At 47.8% G+C, this 17732-nt stretch carries 15 protein-coding genes; 5 read left to right on the top strand and 10 right to left on the bottom strand.

What is annotated here, in order from left to right:
- Entirely contained in the window at positions 1 to 492 is a 492-nt protein-coding gene (gene folK, locus ACJJI6_RS14675) for a 2-amino-4-hydroxy-6-hydroxymethyldihydropteridine diphosphokinase (RefSeq protein WP_444895330.1), read from the top strand.
- Positions 493 to 561: 69 nt separating this feature from the next.
- Here the strand turns inward: folK and ACJJI6_RS14670 are convergent, their stop codons facing one another.
- Positions 562 to 1674: an NADH:flavin oxidoreductase gene (locus ACJJI6_RS14670; protein ID WP_444936744.1), complete on the bottom strand. Its 1113-nt coding sequence runs from the start codon at positions 1672 to 1674 to the stop codon at positions 562 to 564.
- Between the two features lie 148 nt (positions 1675 to 1822).
- Here ACJJI6_RS14670 and ACJJI6_RS14665 point away from each other — a divergent pair, with 148 nt between their 5' ends.
- Positions 1823 to 2284, top strand: coding sequence for a winged helix-turn-helix transcriptional regulator (locus ACJJI6_RS14665; RefSeq protein WP_282934464.1), 462 nt, complete (start codon positions 1823 to 1825; stop codon positions 2282 to 2284).
- Between the two features lie 21 nt (positions 2285 to 2305).
- Here ACJJI6_RS14665 and ACJJI6_RS14660 read toward each other — a convergent pair whose 3' ends face one another.
- From ACJJI6_RS14660 to ACJJI6_RS14640, 5 genes are all read right to left on the bottom strand, one after another.
- Complete coding sequence (locus tag ACJJI6_RS14660; protein WP_475710989.1) at positions 2306 to 3364, bottom strand: type 1 glutamine amidotransferase domain-containing protein; 1059 nt, start codon at positions 3362 to 3364, stop codon at positions 2306 to 2308.
- Between the two features lie 205 nt (positions 3365 to 3569).
- Positions 3570 to 4814, bottom strand: coding sequence for a sensor histidine kinase (locus tag ACJJI6_RS14655; protein ID WP_475710987.1), 1245 nt, complete (start codon positions 4812 to 4814; stop codon positions 3570 to 3572).
- Entirely contained in the window at positions 4798 to 5493 is a 696-nt protein-coding gene (locus ACJJI6_RS14650; RefSeq protein ID WP_475710986.1) for a response regulator transcription factor, read from the bottom strand. Before ACJJI6_RS14650 ends, ACJJI6_RS14655 begins: the two co-directional genes overlap by 17 nt.
- 108 nt (positions 5494 to 5601) lie before the next feature.
- Positions 5602 to 6339, bottom strand: coding sequence for a pteridine reductase (locus tag ACJJI6_RS14645; protein WP_475710985.1), 738 nt, complete (start codon positions 6337 to 6339; stop codon positions 5602 to 5604).
- Positions 6323 to 7543 (bottom strand): multifunctional CCA addition/repair protein, encoded by a 1221-nt coding sequence (locus ACJJI6_RS14640; protein WP_413664234.1) that lies wholly within the window; start codon positions 7541 to 7543, stop codon positions 6323 to 6325. The genes ACJJI6_RS14645 and ACJJI6_RS14640 overlap by 17 nt, the downstream gene beginning before the upstream one ends.
- A gap of 532 nt (positions 7544 to 8075) precedes the next feature.
- Here ACJJI6_RS14640 and ACJJI6_RS14635 point away from each other — a divergent pair.
- Complete coding sequence (locus ACJJI6_RS14635; protein ID WP_413664235.1) at positions 8076 to 8648, top strand: helix-turn-helix domain-containing protein; 573 nt, start codon at positions 8076 to 8078, stop codon at positions 8646 to 8648.
- 76 nt (positions 8649 to 8724) lie between these two features.
- Here ACJJI6_RS14635 and ACJJI6_RS14630 read toward each other — a convergent pair whose 3' ends face one another.
- From ACJJI6_RS14630 to ACJJI6_RS14620, 3 genes are all read right to left on the bottom strand, one after another.
- On the bottom strand, positions 8725 to 10314 hold the full coding sequence (locus tag ACJJI6_RS14630) for a SpoVR family protein (protein ID WP_413664236.1): 1590 nt from the start codon (positions 10312 to 10314) through the stop codon (positions 8725 to 8727).
- A complete protein-coding gene (locus ACJJI6_RS14625) occupies positions 10314 to 11591 on the bottom strand; it encodes a YeaH/YhbH family protein (protein WP_413664237.1) in 1278 nt (425 codons plus the stop codon). Before ACJJI6_RS14625 ends, ACJJI6_RS14630 begins: the two co-directional genes overlap by 1 nt.
- 238 nt (positions 11592 to 11829) lie before the next feature.
- Entirely contained in the window at positions 11830 to 13752 is a 1923-nt protein-coding gene (locus ACJJI6_RS14620; RefSeq protein WP_413664238.1) for a PrkA family serine protein kinase, read from the bottom strand.
- A 339-nt stretch (positions 13753 to 14091) separates the two neighbouring features.
- On the opposite strand from ACJJI6_RS14620, the gene galE reads away from it, so the two are divergent.
- Positions 14092 to 15120 carry a UDP-glucose 4-epimerase GalE gene (galE, locus tag ACJJI6_RS14615; protein WP_475710983.1) on the top strand — a complete coding sequence of 343 codons (1029 nt, stop codon included), beginning with the start codon at positions 14092 to 14094 and terminating at the stop codon, positions 15118 to 15120.
- A 350-nt stretch (positions 15121 to 15470) separates the two neighbouring features.
- Positions 15471 to 16796 (top strand): M1 aminopeptidase family protein, encoded by a 1326-nt coding sequence (locus tag ACJJI6_RS14610; protein ID WP_475710981.1) that lies wholly within the window; start codon positions 15471 to 15473, stop codon positions 16794 to 16796.
- A gap of 114 nt (positions 16797 to 16910) precedes the next feature.
- Here the strand turns inward: ACJJI6_RS14610 and ACJJI6_RS14605 are convergent, their stop codons facing one another.
- Positions 16911 to 17723 (bottom strand): symmetrical bis(5'-nucleosyl)-tetraphosphatase, encoded by an 813-nt coding sequence (locus ACJJI6_RS14605; protein ID WP_475710979.1) that lies wholly within the window; start codon positions 17721 to 17723, stop codon positions 16911 to 16913.
- Positions 17724 to 17732: the final 9 nt, after the last annotated feature.

Genomic DNA, 17732 nt, shown 5'->3' with positions numbered 1-17732 from the left:
GTGGCTCAGGTGTATCTCAGCCTCGGTAGTAATATCAATCGTGCGCAATATATCCGCGCAGCGCTGGATGCCTTGACCGGGCGGTTTGGCGAATTACAGGTGTCCCGGGTCTTCGAAAGTGAAGCGGTGGGTTTCCAGGGCGATAACTTTTACAACCTGGTGGTGGGGCTGCAAACTGACTTGCCGGTAGGACAGCTGGCCCTGTGTCTGCGCGGTATTGAAGATGCCAACGGCCGCCTGCGTTCCGGGCCCAAGTTCAGCGCGCGCACTCTGGATATTGATATTCTCACCTATGATCACCTGACCGGAACTGTCGATGGGGTAAAATTGCCTAGAGGTGAGATTGTAAAAAATGCCTTTGTTTTACAGCCTCTGGCAGAGATTGCTCCAGAAGAATTGCACCCGGTCGAGCAGAAAACTTACCGTCAGCTGTGGGATGAGTACGACCAGGCTTCACAAAAATTGTGGCCGGTGGAATTTATTTGGCCGTGATTCCGATAAATTTCTAAAAAAAGTAGATAAAAAAGCAGCCCTTTGAGGCTGCTTTTTTATTAGGAGTAATTAACTTAGGCTCATTAGCGCTTCTTTAGTGAACGGAGTGATTTCCTCCGCGCGATCTTCACGCACCTTGGCAAACCAGTGTGGGTCTTGTAATAGCGCGCGGCCAACGGCAATCAGGTCAAACTCCTGGTTGTCCATACGGCGGGTCAGTTCGCCTAAATCGGTAGGATTGGCAGTACCGCCCATGCCCTGGTTATTGCCGCCGATAAAATCATCGTCAAGGCCGACACTGCCGACAGAAATTACCGGTTTTCCCGTCAATTCCTTGGTCCAGCCTGCCAGGTTGAGATCAGAACCCTCAAATTCTGGCACCCAGAAGCGTCTTGTAGAGGCGTGGAAAATATCAACGCCGGCTTCAACTAGCGGTGTTAGGAAGCGTTTCAGTTCTTCCGGGTTTTGCGCCAACTTGGCTTCGTAATCCTGCTGCTTCCATTGGGAGTAGCGCAACACTATGGCGAAATCTTCGCCTACGGCTTCACGTACCGCTTTGATAATTTCCACTGCAAAGCGGGTGCGATTTTCGATGGAGCCACCGTACTCGTCATCGCGTTGGTTGGTACCTTCCCAGAAAAACTGGTCGATCAGGTAGCCGTGGGCGCCGTGAATCTCTACACCGTCAAACCCAATTTCCTTGGCTGCTTTGGCTGCGTCTGCAAAAGCTTGTACAACTTCCTGGATGTCCTTTTTGCTCATCGCCTGGCCATTGGGTTTGCCGGGTTTGAACAAGCCTGAGGGGGAATAGCCGGGCACTGATTTATCCGGGCCTATGCCCTCTTTGCGCACAGAGCCTACGTGCCATAACTGCGGGATAATCTGGCCACCGGCAGCGTGTACTTCGTCTACCACTTTTTTCCAGCCGGCGAGAGCGGCCTCACCGTAGATTGCCGGAACATTCTCGTAGCCGTTTGCGGCTTTATGATTAACGAAGGTGCCTTCGGTAATAATTAGTCCCACTTCACCTTCAGCTCGGCGGCGGTAATAGCCGGCCACTTGGTCATTGGCTGAATAGCCCGGTGACATAGTGCGGGTCATGGGGGCCATTGCGACCCGGTTGCGCAGCTTTAGGGATTTATGCTCGAAAGGACGCAGTAGGTTGTCCAGGGAACCACTCATATTTCTCTCCTGAATGTCTCGATTCAACACTGGGACTCACTGGTCCCACTAGGTCACAATTAAAACGGTTGCGTTATAAGACCTTATTTCGAGGCTGAGTTCAATATCTGGTTTCGTATTGCAACTCTTTTACCGGTATACTAGGGGTATGTCACGTAAACGCTTTGATGATCTCGACTGTTCTCTGGCCTGTGCCCTGAATGAAGTGGGGGACTGGTGGTCCCTGCTGATAATTAAGCAGGCGATGCTGGGTACTCGCCGTTTTGTAGATTTCCAAAGAAACCTGGGAATTGCCAAAAATATCCTTGTGGATCGGTTATCACGTCTGGTGGATAACGAGGTGCTGGTACGCTTTGATGCGGGTGAACACGGCACTCGCTACGAGTACCGTTTAACGGAAAAAGGTCGGGACCTGTTTACGGTGGTAATCGCCCTACGCCAGTGGAATCTGCGCTGGAACGGCAATAAAGATGGGATGCATCTGGTCGATAAAAACAGTGGTGAGCCTATCTCCGAAGTTGCTGTGCAAAATGCCCAAGGGCAAAAACTCAGTATTCGCGATGTATTATTTGTGGATGAAAATGGCCAGCCCCTAGAGCAGGCTGGCTAGCTGGCTTTTTGAGGAGCTCTATCAATCCTGGCTCTTGGATAGCAGTCTGATTATGTCCAGAGCCCTGCCCGGCTCCCAACGCATAACAGAGACAACGCCGTGCATGGCCAGTAGGCGCTGGTCTATTTCCCCTTTCTCCTGCAGCTTGTGTAATTTCTCTGTGGCCTCGGTAAAGCCGCGCTGCTCATAAGTGAGTAGTAATTTGACGGTCTGCTCCGCCGGAGTGATTTGGCGTGGAACAGGGGTATACCCCATCGCGCTTACCATACTCTCAGCTGCCAGCCAGGTGGACCAGGGGTTTTGCCCGGTAATAAGCTGGCCATCCACGCTGACTTGTTCCAGGTAAGTGGGCCCAGCCTGAAAAAACGCGCCTTGCTCACGTAAGCGATCCTCAAGCAGGAATGGAAATCGTTGCTCGGCGTCAGGGATAAGAAAAAGCTCCTCTTCGTTAGTAAAAGCACTGATCTGCCGATCGGCGATTAAGGGCTTGCCATTTTCCAGGGTGACATTGGCAAGGGCTGCTGGCCCGTGGCATACCGCTCCGATAATTTTGCCGCTGTTATAGATTTCCCGCACCAGGGACTGAATATGGGGATTGTCGGGGAAATCAAACATGGTGCCTTTACCGCCGACAAAAAATACGGCCTGGTAATCTTCTGCTGATACCTGATCGATAGGAATACTGTGATTGACCTTTTGTTGTGCCTCCGGGTCATTGAGAAAGGCATAGTCGAAAGGCCCCAGATCATCTTTATCGATCATCGCAGGCGGTTTGCCGCCTTTGGGACTGGCAATATCGACAATAAATCCGTTGGCTGAGAAGATGTAATAGGGGCGTGCCAGTTCAGTTAATTCATAACCAGTTGCCTTGCCACTACCTCCCATCGTTTCAGTACTGGTGACAACAGCTAAGATTTTTCCTCGGCTTTCCCTGGGTAATTGTTGTAAATACGGCAGGTCACTTACTGTCGTAGTGGAAAAGTCCTGATCTTGGGGTGGAATTAGGCCCTTAATCCAAATAATAAAACCAAAAAATACGGACAAAGTCAGTGCCAGGGAAATAACAATTTTCTTCAACATATTAATCTCCAAAATTGCAGTAGTAGACGGAAAATCTTCAAGTGAGTTCGTAGGAGAATAAGGGATGGAAGGTGAAATTCAGGTGAGATTGTAATTGCTATTTGGGAAGAAAGAAAAAGCTGCACTCGAGATTGTATAAGGTATGGATGCCGATTCACTATGCATCTCGAGCACATACGGTAAAAATTTGAATCTTAGAACGCTACTATGTAAAAGATAGAGCGCACTGATAAATATTGTTCCGACATTGGATAGAGATGGTCCAATTTAAGGCTTCACAGATTCTCTTGGCCAGGAAAAGGCCTTGACCAATACCGTCACTGCCTTCCCTTTTTTGGCCGGGTAAGAGGGAGGTTTCTAGATCTAATTGGTTGTCTGTGGCGTTCTCAAAAAAGAGTGTGTCCCCCTTATAGGTAATAACCAATTCAGGGCTGGTAGCGTGCTGTAATGCATTGCTGATCAAGTTGTCGAAGAGCAGACTTACCAGGTGTCGATTGGCCAGGACTCTGACTTTGTGCCCTAACTTTAAATCAACATTAAAATGCTTTTGTACAATTAACTGGTGTTGAGCTAAAAGACGTTCCTCTAGTAAAGCGCACAATGGGATATCTTCCGACTGTAGAGACTCAGAGCGGGCGAGGGCTAATAGTGTCTTAACGGTTTTTTCCATACCGGTAACAGTTTCTAATAGCTCATTTTTCTCAGCTAAAGTCATTTCCCGATTTTGACTGAGAGCCAGTGTGCTTTTCAGAATGGTTAGCCCGGTGCGCAACTCATGGCTTGTATCCCGGGTAAACTCAGTTTCCCTGCGCAATGTTAGCTTGAGCTGGTTAAGAGTGTCTTGCAACGTACTTGCGAGATAACCGATTTCATCTTGTTCATTGTTATAGGGCAGGGAAATTTGAGAATCGCAGTTTCTCTGCTGCTGAACTGCTTTAGCGAGGGTTACTACAGGCGCGATGGTTTTACGAGAAATACGAAAAGCACAATAGAGGGCTAAGAGTAGGGTCAAGATACAGGCGCTGGCAAAAAGCCAGAGAAGCTTTGAAGATTGTCGGGTAACAGTGAGCAATTCACTGACTTCAGCTACGAGAACGGCGGAATGGTTGTCCGGAAAATGTACTCTGCGTAAATGGAAGTGATGTTCCGTATCACTAAACCACTCAGCCTTTTCTGCATAGCTTGGTAAGGCAGTGCGCAGTTCGGCCGGAATTATTTTGCTTTCAGTGTATAGCGTTAAATAGGGTAGGCGTGGCTCTGGGGTCGCATTAGTCAGTCTTGCCTGCTGTTCGAGGTAGCGGACTTCTCCGGCTAATAAGTTATCAAGTAAATGGTCTTCAACTATATAGGCCACCATCATACAAATGGCAAAAAACACCAAGCATAGCAGCAGGGTAAAACTGCCAAAAATAGCGAAGACCTTCCTCTGTAAATTACTGGTTTCGCGCATTGGGAGTTTCCAACTGATAACCGAGATTAGTGATGGTTTTCAACATAGGGGCCTGGAAAGGCTTATCCAGTGTTTGGCGAAGACTATAAATGTGGGATTTTAAGGCGTCTGTTTCTGGGGGTTCATCACCCCAAATATGGTGGATTATTGCCGAGCGGCTTACTGGTGCTGGCGACGCCTGGGCGAGCATAGTGAGAATGCGAAAACCGATAGTTGTCAGGGGCAGATGTTGTTTATCCCGGTAGGCCGCTTGCTGGCGCTGGTTTATCTGTAAATCACCGACCTTAATTTCTTCACTGGTATGCAGCTGGTGTCTACGTGCCAGGGCGCGGCATCTCAGTATCAGTTCCCTTGGTTCGAAGGGCTTACATAAGTAGTCATCGGTACCGATACCAAATCCGCGTTCCTTATCTGCGAGAGCATCTCGGGCAGTTAACATCAGAATTGGCATGTTAACTGGCGCTTGTGCCTTGATCTTTTCGCAGACCTCCAAGCCGTCCATATCCGGCAGGCCCAGGTCGAGAATGATCAGGTCGAAGATTTGTTCCAGGGCCAGCTGTAAGCCCTGGCGACCCCGGTGGGCATAATCTATCTGCCAGCCCTCAGCATGTAGGAATTCGGCAAGCTGGCGGGCGATAGTGGGGTTATCTTCAATCAACAATATCTTCAGTGAGCGCACCGGCAAATCTCTTTTGGTAGAGGAAGTTACAAAACATTCTGACAGAGTGCCGGTGAAATTGAAGTGAAGCCCCATTGTTGGACTGTTTTAGATATTGGTTGGACCGCTCTAGATATTGAGGTTGCGGCCGCCGTCAACGGCAATAACCTGACCGTTGATATAGGGGGCATCACAGGCAAGGAAGCGCACGGTCTTGGCGATATCGCTGGGGTCACCAGTTCGAGCCAAAGGAATGCGCTGGGTGATTTTTGCTTTCTTGGCTTCGTTAGTTGCCTCTTGCTCCGGCCAAAGAATGGCACCGGGGGCGACTGCATTGACCCGCACCTGGGGCGATAGCTCCAGAGCGAGGCTTTTTGTCAGCATTACCAGTCCTGCTTTGGCGGCGCAGTAAATAGTGTGCTTGGGCATCGGGCGCTCGGCGTGAATATCCGCCATATTAACAACGCAACCCTGCTGCTGGCTGAGTGTTTCTTTCAGGGCCTGAGTGAGAAAGAAGGGGGCTTTGAGGTTGCTGCCTACCAGCCGATCCCAGTCCTCCTCGGTCGCCTTTCCCACAGGTGTGGGGTGAAATGCTGAGGCATTGTTGACCAGAACATCAATACCGCCCCAGGCCTCTTGTGCACGCTGGGCCAGATTGGAGCAGGCTTCGGCGCTATTCAATTCACTGTGCAACGCTATGGCAGAGTTGGGGCGACGTTGGTTCAGCTTGTTTGCCAGGGCCTTGGCAGCATTAGCCGAGTTGCGATAGTGAATAACAACTCTGTGATCTCTATGCAGCTCTTCAGCAATAGCACGGCCCAGGCGTGCGGCGGCACCGGTAATCAACACATTACGCAATGTAGTCATCCTTTACTTTGGCGATTGCCTTGATGCGCTCCCGGTCCAGTGCTTGCCCGAGTTTCGCACCCTGGTAGCCCTGTTTAATCAACTCCTCGGCAGTTACTGCCGCTGCCCCATCTCGAGCGGCACGCAAAAAGTCCACCTGTGGATAATCTCTATTCTCCAGCCCCTCACGACCTCGGGCATCTGCCTCACAGGCGCGAAGAAAGTTTTTAAATCGCTCGGGACGTCGCAAGGCATCCAGACTGCGGATCATTTTCATAATGGTCTGTGGGCGCAATTCGAAGGCTCTGTGGCAATGCAGATGATATTCGCAGACCCCGACAGCTAGTGCAGTCAGCTCCTTTGGGGTACGCCAGCGCTCACAGACGGCCTTTACCAGGGGCACGCCGGCGGCCTCGTGGCCGTGGTGGCTGGGAAGAATTTCCTCGGGAGTCAGTCCTTTGCCCAGGTCGTGTAGCAGAACTGCAAAACGCAAGGGGAGTTCTGCCGGTGCGGCGCGCAGGGCTAGCAGTACGTGTTCTCCAGTGTCCACTTCGGGGTGGTGTTTGGGCGGCTGAGGAACACCAAACAAATTCTCTAACTCTGGTAAAAGTACTGATAGGGCGCCGCAGTCTCGCAGTACCCGAATAAAAATATCGGGGTCTGGCTCGGTAAGTGCCCGGCTTACCTCTTTCCAGACCCTCTCGGCCACCAGATATTCCACTTCACCCGCTTCTACCATCTGGCGCATGAGTATCATGGTCTCAGGGGCAACGCTAAAGCCAAGGTGATGGTAGCGGGCGGCAAAGCGGGCTACTCGCAGTATTCTTAGGGGGTCTTCGGCAAATGCAGGAGAAACATGGCGCAAAAGCCGTGCCTCCAGATCTTTCTGCCCGCCGTAGGGGTCTATTAGCTTGCCGTCGATGTCTTCTGCAATGGCATTAATAGTGAGATCTCGCCGCAGGAGATCCTCTTCCAGAGTGATATTGGCATCGGCGTTAACGGTAAAACCGCCATAGCCGTGGCCGCTCTTTCTTTCGGTGCGAGCGAGCGCGTATTCTTCATCGGTCTCAGGGTGTAGGAATACTGGAAAATCTTTGCCGACTGGGCTGTATCCGAGGTCCTGCATTCTATCTGCATCTGCCCCAACCACTACCCAGTCACGCTCGGTGACTGGGCGATTCAAAAGTCTGTCGCGCACTGCGCCGCCAACAAGGTAGATCTTCAAAGCATTTGCTCCAGAGCTGGAGGGACCAGTGATCTGATAGGTGATTGTACTGCCATAAGTCCATTTGTTCCGGCGTTGTTCCAGGTTTGTCTGCTGGACGGAGGATGAGCGGTAGGAGTGTAAGAAGCTTCGGCAAGATAAAAAAAAGGCCCCGAAAAAACAAGGGGGCCCAGGGTCTTAGGGTATTCGCTTAGCAAACATTTCTTTGCCAACTGTGGGGGCTCTGACTTAACGGCCACGCCACTGGAAAGGATCGCGTGACAAGTCCCAAGTCACGAATCTAGTGTCATTCTAAGAAACCTGTCTTACCTGTCAACTATATCTATTAGTATTTTTTGAGGGGGTTGTTCCGCTGTTCGTTAATAAGTTACATGGACCGAATTTCGGGCTGGGTTTGCAGCATTAAACAGCATAATTTATAGGGGCGGTTCAGCTGGGCAGGATAATTTCACGTGTAACTCTGTGGGGCAGAGGATACCTTCGGGAAGTTGACTGTTCTTCTTTTTAATCGCAGTTGTTGGGGAGAATAAAGATGAGCGAATTACATGTGCTAACCACCGGGGAAGCAGCCAGGTACTGCGGTGTTAACTTCCGAACGGTGATTCGCTGGATTGAGCGTGGCCAGCTCAAGGCATACAAACTTCCAGGGCGTGGTGACCACCGTATCTGTGTTGAGGATTTCGTGGGGTTCCTGCGGGACAACTCAATGCCAGTTCCGAACGACCTGGCAGTTCCCAGTCGAAAAGTGCTTTTGTTAACGACTGATCCTGAGCTGACTTCAGGTGGACGCCAGGCGCTTCAGCAGATGGGGTGTGAAGTAGAAGTAGCCAGTGATAGTTTTTCCGCTGGTATCTTGATGGCGAGTGCCAAGCCGGCGTTGTTAGTGGTTGACACTGGATTGCTTGGGGAGAGTGGGTTTCAGGTGCTGGACTACCTCAGATCCCGCAGTGAATACTCGAACCTGAGCATTCTGGTTGTGCCTTCTGATGACGATGGCGAGAAAGCCCGTTGGCTGGATGCTGGAGCTGATGCTCTTTTAACTCACCGTTCTGAGCACGGTGAACTTTCTGCAAAGGCCAAGCTTTTGTTGGAAGCTGATGCCTAAGTAGCGCGATTCGCTAGTGGGTATTATTTCCCCATTCTGTGCGGGGCTGGTATTTCAACAGCTCCCGCGCTGAAACCTAAATGGGTTTTGGTATTAACATAGACTCTTCTTCACCCTCCGGTCGGTCCCGACCTTGCTCCGGGCAGTGACAACTGGCCGTTATTTGATCCCCGTTCAAGCTGTTCAGGTGAACATCGAAGCCCCATAGCCGGTGAAGATGCCTTAATACCTCTGCTGTATCTTTACCAAGAGGGCGACGGCGGTGTTGTGTGTGGTGCAGGGTCAGTGAACGGTCACCACGGGTATCTACTGAATATACCTGGATGTTTGGTTCCCGATTGCCTAGGTTGTACTGTCCCGCAAGGTTCTCTCTCAACTGGCGATAACCGCTCTCATCGTGAATTGCGCTGACAATGATATCGTTCTCTTTATCGTTGTCGCTGATACAAAATAGTTTCATGTCTCGCATAACCTTGGGAGACAGGAATTGTAAAATAAAACTTTCATCTTTGAAGTCGCGCATGGCGAATTGAAGGGTTTCACGCCAATTGCTTCCAGCAATGTCTGGGAACCAGCGGCGATCCTCTTCAGTGGGGCTTTCACAGATACGCCGTAAGTCAGTAAAAATACTGAAGCCTAGGGTATAAGGATTGATACCGCTGTAGTGAGGGCTGTCAAAAGAGGGTTGGTAGATAACATTGGTGTGGCTTTGTAGAAACTCCATCATAAAGCCTTCAGTCACCCGCCCGCGCTTGTACAGCTCGGTTAAGAGAGTGTAATGCCAGAAGGTAGCCCAGCCCTCATTCATTACTTGGGTTTGCCGCTGTGGATAAAAATATTGGGCCAGTTTACGTACAATACGCACCAGCTCCCGTTGCCAGTTTTCCAGGAGAGGGGCATTTTTCTCAACAAAGTACAGGATATTCTCCTGAGGCTCTTCGGGGAAACGTTTCTCCTTTGTCTCCTCTATACCGTCACCGAGTTTTGGGATGGTCCTCCATAAATCATTGAGCTGTCTCTGGCGGTACTCTTCTCGCTCTTGCTGTTGGCGTTCTTCTTCAATAGCCGAGATTGGGTAAGGGCGTTTATAGCGATCTACACCGTAGTTCATTAGGGCATGACAGGAGTCGAGAATGGCCTCGACTTCATCAAGCCCGTAGCGCTCTTCACAGCGGGAAATATAATTTTTGGCAAAGATCAGATAGTCAATAATACTGCTGGCATCTGTCCAGGAGCGAAATAGGTAATTCCCTTTAAAGAAAGAATTGTGCCCATAGGAGGCGTGAGCAATCACCAAAGCCTGCATTGTCATGGTATTTTCTTCCATGAGGTAAGCGATGCAGGGATTAGAATTAATGACTATTTCATAAGCCAGCCCCATCAATCCGCGCTGGTAATTATTTTCCACGCTGATAAATTGTTTGCCAAAAGACCAGTGGTGATAACCCACTGGCATTCCTACCGAGGAGTAGGCATCCATCATCTGCTCTGAGCAGATAACTTCAATCTGATTTGGGTAGGTATCTAACCCAAACTCTTCTGCCAGTGCGCCGATGGCGCGATCATATTCCTGAATTAATTCAAAAGTCCATTCTGAGCTTGTTGATATGGGCTGAGGCGACTCAGATTCAGATGCTTCAGCACCACTGGCAAATTTGTCGAGCATCAGGCAGTCACCTTTTGGCGGAACAGTTGTCGGAACACCGGATAAATATCCTGTACATCGACAATCTGCTCCATAGCAAAGTGATCGGGGAATAAAGTGCGGACACTTTCATACTCTTCCCACAGGGCCTGGTGATCTCTGGGAGTAATTTCCACATAAGAGTAATACTGCACATGGGGCATAATATCGTCGATAAGGATTCGGTGGCAGGTACTGGAGTCGTCGTTCCAGTTATCACCATCTGAGGCCTGGGCTCCATAGATATTCCATTCGCTGGCGGGGTAGCGATCTCTTATAATACGTCGCATTAATTTGAGCGCGCTTGAGACAATGGTGCCGCCAGTTTCCCGTGAATAGAAAAACTCCTCTTCATCAACTTCTTTGGCGCTAGTGTGGTGTCGAATAAAAACGACTTCTGTATATTCATAACTGCGCTGCAGGAACAAATATAAAAGTAAGAAGAAGCGTTTGGCCATATCCTTTGTGGCTTGGTTCATCGAGCCGGATACATCCATCAGGCAAAACATCACCGCCCTAGATCGAGGTTTTGGTTGTCGAATCAGCAGGTTATATTTCAGGTCGAAATCATCAAGGAAAGGGACTCGATTGATACGGCTGCGAAGTTCGGCGATTTGGTTTTTAAGAGCCTCAATTTTGCGCTGGTCTCGCAGAGCAGTATCTTTGTTTTCTTCTTGGGATAGGTCTTCCTCTAAATTGCGCAGGTTCCTTCGCTTATTACTGGTCAAGGCTATGCGTCTTGCATGGGCAGCCCTGAGTGAGCGGATCACATTGAGACGACCTGGAGTTCCTTCATTACTAATTCCAGCACGTACTATTTGAAAAGACTCGTTGCCGGCCAGACGTTGCTTGATCATATTGGGCAGCTGGAGCCCCTCAAACATAAAGTCCAGAAACTCTTCTTGTGATATCTGGAAGACAAATTCATCAACCCCTTCCCCGCTATCACTGGCACCACCACCATTTCCATCACCGCCTCGCTGACCTTGACGAGGGATACGATCACCAGCAGTAAATTGCTTGTTTCCGGGTAAAACTCGCTCTACGTGCCCACCGCTACCGTGAGAAAATAAGGGTTCGCTGATATCCCGAGTAGGGATACTGATTTGCTCTCCCTTATCCATGTCCATAATAGAGCGGCTATTCATGGCGTCGCCGACAGCTTTCTTAATGTGAGCCTTATAGCGCCTTAAGAATCGCTGCCGATTAACGGTACTCTTTTTCTTTCCATTCAAGCGGCGGTCGATGATATAGCTCATATTTCTGCCTTTGTTCTGAATAAAGCTCACAGGCATCTATCGCCATAAATCTATTCAGAATATTTCCTGCTGAATCCACCAAACACAATTATTGGTATCTTCACTATAGCGAGCCATTGAGGGTCCCGATGAGATGCTGTGAAATCACTCAAGTGCTCACTAAAAGTTAATGATCTAATCAGTATCCGGATTTGGCTTCCTCGTGTTTTTCCAGTGACCTTAATGGAGGAAAACCTTACTACTGAGATTTTCTCACGCGTAGATACCATTCGGATAACAGTCTAACCTGCTTCTCGGTATAGCCGCGTTCAACCATACGCGCAACGAAGTCTGCATGCTTGCGTTTATCATCTGCTGACGCCTTGGTATTAAAGGATATAACTGGCAGAAGATCTTCCGTATTGGAGAACATTTTTTTCTCGATAACGGCACGTAGTTTCTCGTAAGATCTCCAGTCGGGATTTTTTCCTTGATTGTTAGCCCTGGCGCGGAGAACAAAATTGACTATTTCATTGCGGAAATCTTTTGGATTGGAAATTCCTGCAGGTTTTTCTGTCTTTTCAAGCTCTTCATTAAGGGCACCGCGATCCAGTATTTCACCGGTTTCGGGATCGCGATATTCCTGGTCCTGTATCCAAAAATCGGCGTAAGTGACATAGCGATCAAATAGGTTTTGACCATATTCAGCGTAGGATTCCAGGTAAGCTGTTTGGATTTCTTTGCCGATAAATTCTACGTATCTTGGAGCTAAATATTCCTTGATAAACCCAAGGTAAGTCTCTTGCACTTCTGGTGGAAATTGCTCCTGTTCTATTTGCTGTTCCAGAACATAGAGTAGGTGGACTGGGTTTGCCGCTACCTCAGTAGCATCGAAGTTGAAAACTTTTGAGAGGATCTTAAAGGAGAAGCGGGTGGATAGTCCGTTCATGCCTTCATCTACCCCAGCATTATCCCTGTACTCCTGAATGGTTTTTGCTTTGGGGTCGGTATCCTTCAGGTTTTCACCGTCATAGATTCGCATCTTTGAGTAAAGGCTGGAGTTCTCAGGGTTTTTGACTCTCGATAATACAGAGAATTGCGCCAACATCCGCAGGGTGTCTGGTGCACAGGGCGCTTTTGACAAGGAGCTATTTTCTAGCAGTTTCTGATAGATTCGTATTTCTTCCTGCACTCTGACACAGTAGGGCACCTTGACGATATAAATACGATCCAGGAAAGCCTCATTGTTGCGATTATTGCGGAAGGATTGCCATTCTGATTCATTGGAATGAGCGAGGATTGTACCGTTGAAAGGAATTGACCCCAATCCCTCTGTACTGTTGTAATTTCCTTCTTGTGTTGCAGTTAGTAGGGGGTGAAGCACCTTGATAGGCGCTTTGAACATCTCGACAAACTCCATCAGTCCCTGGTTGGCCCTACATAAACTACCAGAAAAACTATAGGCATCAGGGTCATTCTGGGGAAAATCCTCAAGCTTACGAATGTCGATCTTGCCAACTAGTGATGAAATATCCTGGTTATTTTCATCACCGGGCTCTGTTTTTGAGATGGCAACTTGATCGAGAATAGATGGACGAATTTTTACGACACGGAATTTACTGATGTCCCCTTTAAATTCATGCAATCGTTTAACAGACCAGGGAGACATAATAGTGTTGACGTATCGACGTGCAATTCCGTAGTCCTCTTCAAGGATGCGGCCATCCTCAGTAGGAGAGAAAAGGCTCAAGGGAGATTCAAATACTGGCGATCCCTTAATGGCATAGATGGGCACTTGCTCCATCAGGGCTTTTAGCCGCTCAGCAAGGGATGACTTTCCGCCACCAACAGGACCTAGCAAGTACAGGATTTGCTTCTTCTCTTCCAGACCCTGTGCGGCATGTCGGAAGAAAGAGACAATTTGTTCTATGGCTTCCTCCATACCATAGAATTCACTGAAGGCCTTGTATCGCTTAATAACCTTATTACAGAAAATACGTGACAGACGCGGGTCCCGTGAGGTGTCTACCAGTTCGGCCTCGCCAATGGCCATCAGCATCCTCTCAGCTGGTGACGCATAGGCACTGCGGTCTGTCTTACACAGCTCCAGGTATTCCTGAATACTGAGTTCCTCGTCCTGGATAGATTCGTATCTTTCCAAGTAGTGATTGAAAATTGTCATGGTGTCTACCTCCCTGTAGCCTACTGGAATTAGCTCAGTTTCCTGCTTTGGTTAGGATGTCGTACGCCCTTGGCTTCTCTTGCCCAAATGGGACGAGCGATGCATGAGCTGTAAAGTCCAGATCGTGTTTGGGATACGCTTGGCGTGAAGCACTATCGTTATTGCCGTTGTGAACCTTGTTCTTTGCTGGAGTAAGTGTTGAATGCTCTCCAGCTTTTCCAGCATAGCTTTCCCTTTGAATGAGACAGTGGAATGTCACTTATATAGGTTGAATTGGGCGGCTGTTTTACGCTTTACTACAGCCCATATTGGGTATTAGAGAAATATTGAGGAACATAAATGGCGATTTTGGTGACTGGAGGTGCCGGATATATTGGCAGTCATACTTGTATCGAGTTGCTTGCTGCCGGCTTTGAGCCTGTAGTTGTGGATAACCTATCGAACAGCAGTGAGGAAGCCCTACGGAGAGTCGAGTTAATTGCTGGCAAAGATATCCCTTTTCACCATCTGGATATTAGTGATAAGGAAGGTTTACGCAAAGTATTCTCTGATCATAAGGTTGACGCCGTAATTCACTTCGCGGGGTTAAAAGCAGTTGGTGAATCTGTTGTGCAGCCTCTGCGCTATTACCAGAATAATGTAGCTGGGACCTTAACTTTATGTGAGGTGATGGAGGAGTTTGGGGTTCATCGCCTGATCTTCAGTTCGTCGGCAACAGTCTATGGTGATCCTGAAACAGTACCAATTAAAGAAGATTTTCCTACTGGCGCAACCAACCCCTATGGCTCAAGTAAGTTGATTGTGGAAAACATGTTGCGAGATCTTTGTGCTGCGCCGAACAGCCAGTGGAAAGTGAGCTTGTTGCGTTATTTCAATCCGATTGGGGCCCATGAAAGTGGGACTATTGGTGAAGATCCCAGTGGTATCCCCAATAACTTACTACCCTATGTTTCCCAAGTGGCAGTAGGTAGATTGGAGCAGCTACAGGTTTTTGGTGGTGATTATGATACCGTCGATGGTACTGGAGTTCGAGATTATATACATGTAGTTGATCTGGCTCGCGGACACTTGGCGGCGCTAAACTTAATTTGTAAAGAAGAAATTTCTGAGGGTTGTTATACCCATAATCTGGGGACGGGACAGGGCAGTTCTGTTTTACAAGTCGTTCGTGCTTTCGAGAGTGTCAGCGGGAAGGAAATTCCCTATAACATTGCTCCGCGGAGACCCGGAGATATTGCAGAGTGTTACGCAGATCCAGAGCTGGCTGAAACAGAGCTGGGGTGGAAAGCTGAGTATGATTTAGTACGTATGGTGAAAGATACCTGGCGTTGGCAGTATAAAAACCCTAAAGGGTACAGTGCAGATTAGGCAAAATTAAGTTAAGGAAATTTGATCCTATTTTTTGCCTCACAGAGGGTTAGGTTTTTCTATCAACCTGATAATGCTCATTGCTTGCGCAGCTCCATGCGGATATTGCAGGCAATGAGTTTCTTTCATGTTCTAAATAAAATTATATCAACAGTACCTGCGCTAAGGGGCCATTATGCTACCGATAGATACAATCCTGTTGATTGACTTGAACGTTTCTGATTAGCGAAGAATAAGAATTATTTGTCTGTCTGGTTGTATGTATAACGCTCTATTGATAGTTATCAATATATGGAAGCATTTATTACTTCAATTTTTGTTTATTTTTCTCAATCTAAAAGGAGTTAAGATTGAAATATATTCAGTTTTTACTGTTAGTTTTAACTGGTTTTTCAGCTTTAGCTGAAGATATATCTGGGGTGGATATCGCGATTGAGAAGCAGGGCGATAAGCTCTGGAAGCTTACCTATCAAATGGATAGGCCGGCAAGCCGGATTAGCTTTGTACGTAACCCGGATGCCTCTCGTATAAAACGCTGGAAGCCTGTGTCACCAGAATTTGAATTAGTTTCTATGGATGGTGAAGAGTTTCTGGTTAGAAAAGATAGAAGTTCATTCGAACACATTGAAATTTATTTGACGCCTAGTTATATATCTCTTCCCAAAGACTATGCACCTTTCTCCCCCTATTCAGATGGTGGAAGCCTGATATACACGGGCCGCTTTTTTGCTTGTATTGACAACTGTGATGATAAAGAAAAAACCTGGCGAGTAACTATGCAGGCTCCTCCAGGTGAGCATATGATCATTAACGGGAAGATAAATGATCGGACAGCCAGCTGGATTGATCGTGATAATGGGATGAATGTCTATGTTGGAACTCAAGAACCCATAAATACAGCTAGTGTTTTAGCAGTAATTGATAGCGGTTTGCCGGAAAAATTGAGATTGTCTTTAGAGTCAGATATTCCCAGGTTAATGAGTTATTTTGAGCAAAAGCTTGGGGCACTAAGTGGAACAAAGCCTGCTTTGTATGCATCATATGCGAATGTCGATGATAACTCTTGGCAGGGGGGAACCTTGCCAAATCAGGTTTTTATGCATTGGAATATGAATGAACTTGATGGGAAATTTTCCGACCCTAACTTTATTAATGAAACCATTTGGTTTTTTGCTCATGAGGTCGCACATTTATACCAGCAGGGTAGTGAAACAGGGTTGTATGGTGATGCGAATGAATCGTGGTTACATGAAGGGAATGCGGATTGGTTAGCAGCGCTGGCTTTATTAGATTTGTATCCGGAGTCATCAAAATATGTCTCTAATAAAATTAAGGCTTATAAGGAAAGTTGTACAAAAGGTGTAAAAGAGATTCCTTTGGTTGAGGCCGCTAACAGGGGCAGGTTTGATCTGTATTATAGCTGTGGTCTGCTTATACATCGAGCAATTGACCTGTTTCTGCAAAGTGAAAATGCTGATCCGTCAAATATTTTTTCGACATGGAGCAGTTTTCGTCAAGAGGTCGAGGGCGGCGGAGAAAAAGGCGCTGATACTTTCTTAATGCTTCTCAGCCAGAGGGAAGGGGCAGCGGAACTTGTTAACTCTATTGAGCTTTTACTTGGTGGGAAACCGTCGAGTGCAGGAGTTGCTTTGGATCAATTAACTCATGGCTTATAAGGTAATTCAAGCTAGGTAAACTGACAGTTGTACTCTCAGGTGATAACTGTCAGTTTATTTCCTTAGATTCGGTTGGTTTAAATTCTTCTTTTAGGCTTCAGGGCGAAGTAATTTTTATAAGCTGCAATCTGTACAAAAAAATTCTTCATCACTTAATCGCATTGCAGTCAGGTACCCTCCCCAAACGCAACCTGTGTCTAGGGCATAGATATTCTCAGTATCTGCGCGGCCTTCCAGGGCAGCCCAATGCCCAAAAATAATCTTGTCATTTCTGGTTTTTCGATTGGGAAAGCTGAACCATGGCTGGTATTCACCGTGAGAGGCCTGGACTCCCTTTTTATTGATTAGATCCAGAGTGCCATCAGCCTTACAAAATCGCATTCTTGTGAAGTAATTGGTAATGGACCGCAGGCGTTCGATGCCGATCAAATGATCATCCCAACAGTGTGGCTCATTACCGTACATGCCATAAAAATATGCCTTTGCCATAGCTTCGTCGGCGAGGGCCTTATGTACTTCAGTGGCGAGCTTTTGCGCTTTAGTAACGCTCCAAATGGGGGGGATACCCGCATGCACCATGGTGTACCCCTTCTTATGTACTAGAAGAGGTAGGCTTTGTAGCCACTCCAGTAACTTATCAGAATCTTTTGCTTTTAAAACCTTGGCAAGGTCGTGCTCTTTTTCAGATAGAGATTTAGCACCATGGGCGATCGCCAGTAAATGGAGATCATGGTTGCCCAACACTGCTGTAACCTGCTGGCGGTGCTCATAGAGATAGCGAAGGGTGCTCAGGCTATCCTCACCCCGGTGAACCAAGTCTCCGGCAAGCCAGAGTTTGTCACGGTCAGCACTAAAATTGATTTTCTTGAGAAGGCTTTGAAAAGCTGCAAAGCATCCTTGAATATCTCCGATGGCGTAAGTTGCCAAGGTTTCCCC

The organism is Microbulbifer maximicatervae (SeqCode) (assembly GCF_056232625.1).
This window is presented reverse-complemented; position numbering and strand designations above follow the sequence as displayed.

Excerpts from the sequence above, each read along its gene's own strand:
- galE (WP_475710983.1), top strand. The coding sequence starts at position 14,092 with ATGGCGATTTTGGTGACTGGAGGTGCCGGATATATTGGCAGTCATACT.
- ACJJI6_RS14635 (WP_413664235.1), top strand. The coding sequence starts at position 8,076 with ATGAGCGAATTACATGTGCTAACCACCGGGGAAGCAGCCAGGTACTGC.
- ACJJI6_RS14620 (WP_413664238.1), bottom strand. The coding sequence starts at position 13,752 with ATGACAATTTTCAATCACTACTTGGAAAGATACGAATCTATCCAGGAC.
- ACJJI6_RS14665 (WP_282934464.1), top strand. The coding sequence starts at position 1,823 with ATGTCACGTAAACGCTTTGATGATCTCGACTGTTCTCTGGCCTGTGCC.
- ACJJI6_RS14645 (WP_475710985.1), bottom strand. The coding sequence starts at position 6,339 with ATGACTACATTGCGTAATGTGTTGATTACCGGTGCCGCCGCACGCCTG.
- ACJJI6_RS14670 (WP_444936744.1), bottom strand. The coding sequence starts at position 1,674 with ATGAGTGGTTCCCTGGACAACCTACTGCGTCCTTTCGAGCATAAATCC.
- ACJJI6_RS14630 (WP_413664236.1), bottom strand. The coding sequence starts at position 10,314 with ATGCTCGACAAATTTGCCAGTGGTGCTGAAGCATCTGAATCTGAGTCG.
- ACJJI6_RS14660 (WP_475710989.1), bottom strand. The coding sequence starts at position 3,364 with ATGTTGAAGAAAATTGTTATTTCCCTGGCACTGACTTTGTCCGTATTT.
- ACJJI6_RS14625 (WP_413664237.1), bottom strand. The coding sequence starts at position 11,591 with ATGAGCTATATCATCGACCGCCGCTTGAATGGAAAGAAAAAGAGTACC.
- ACJJI6_RS14655 (WP_475710987.1), bottom strand. The coding sequence starts at position 4,814 with ATGCGCGAAACCAGTAATTTACAGAGGAAGGTCTTCGCTATTTTTGGC.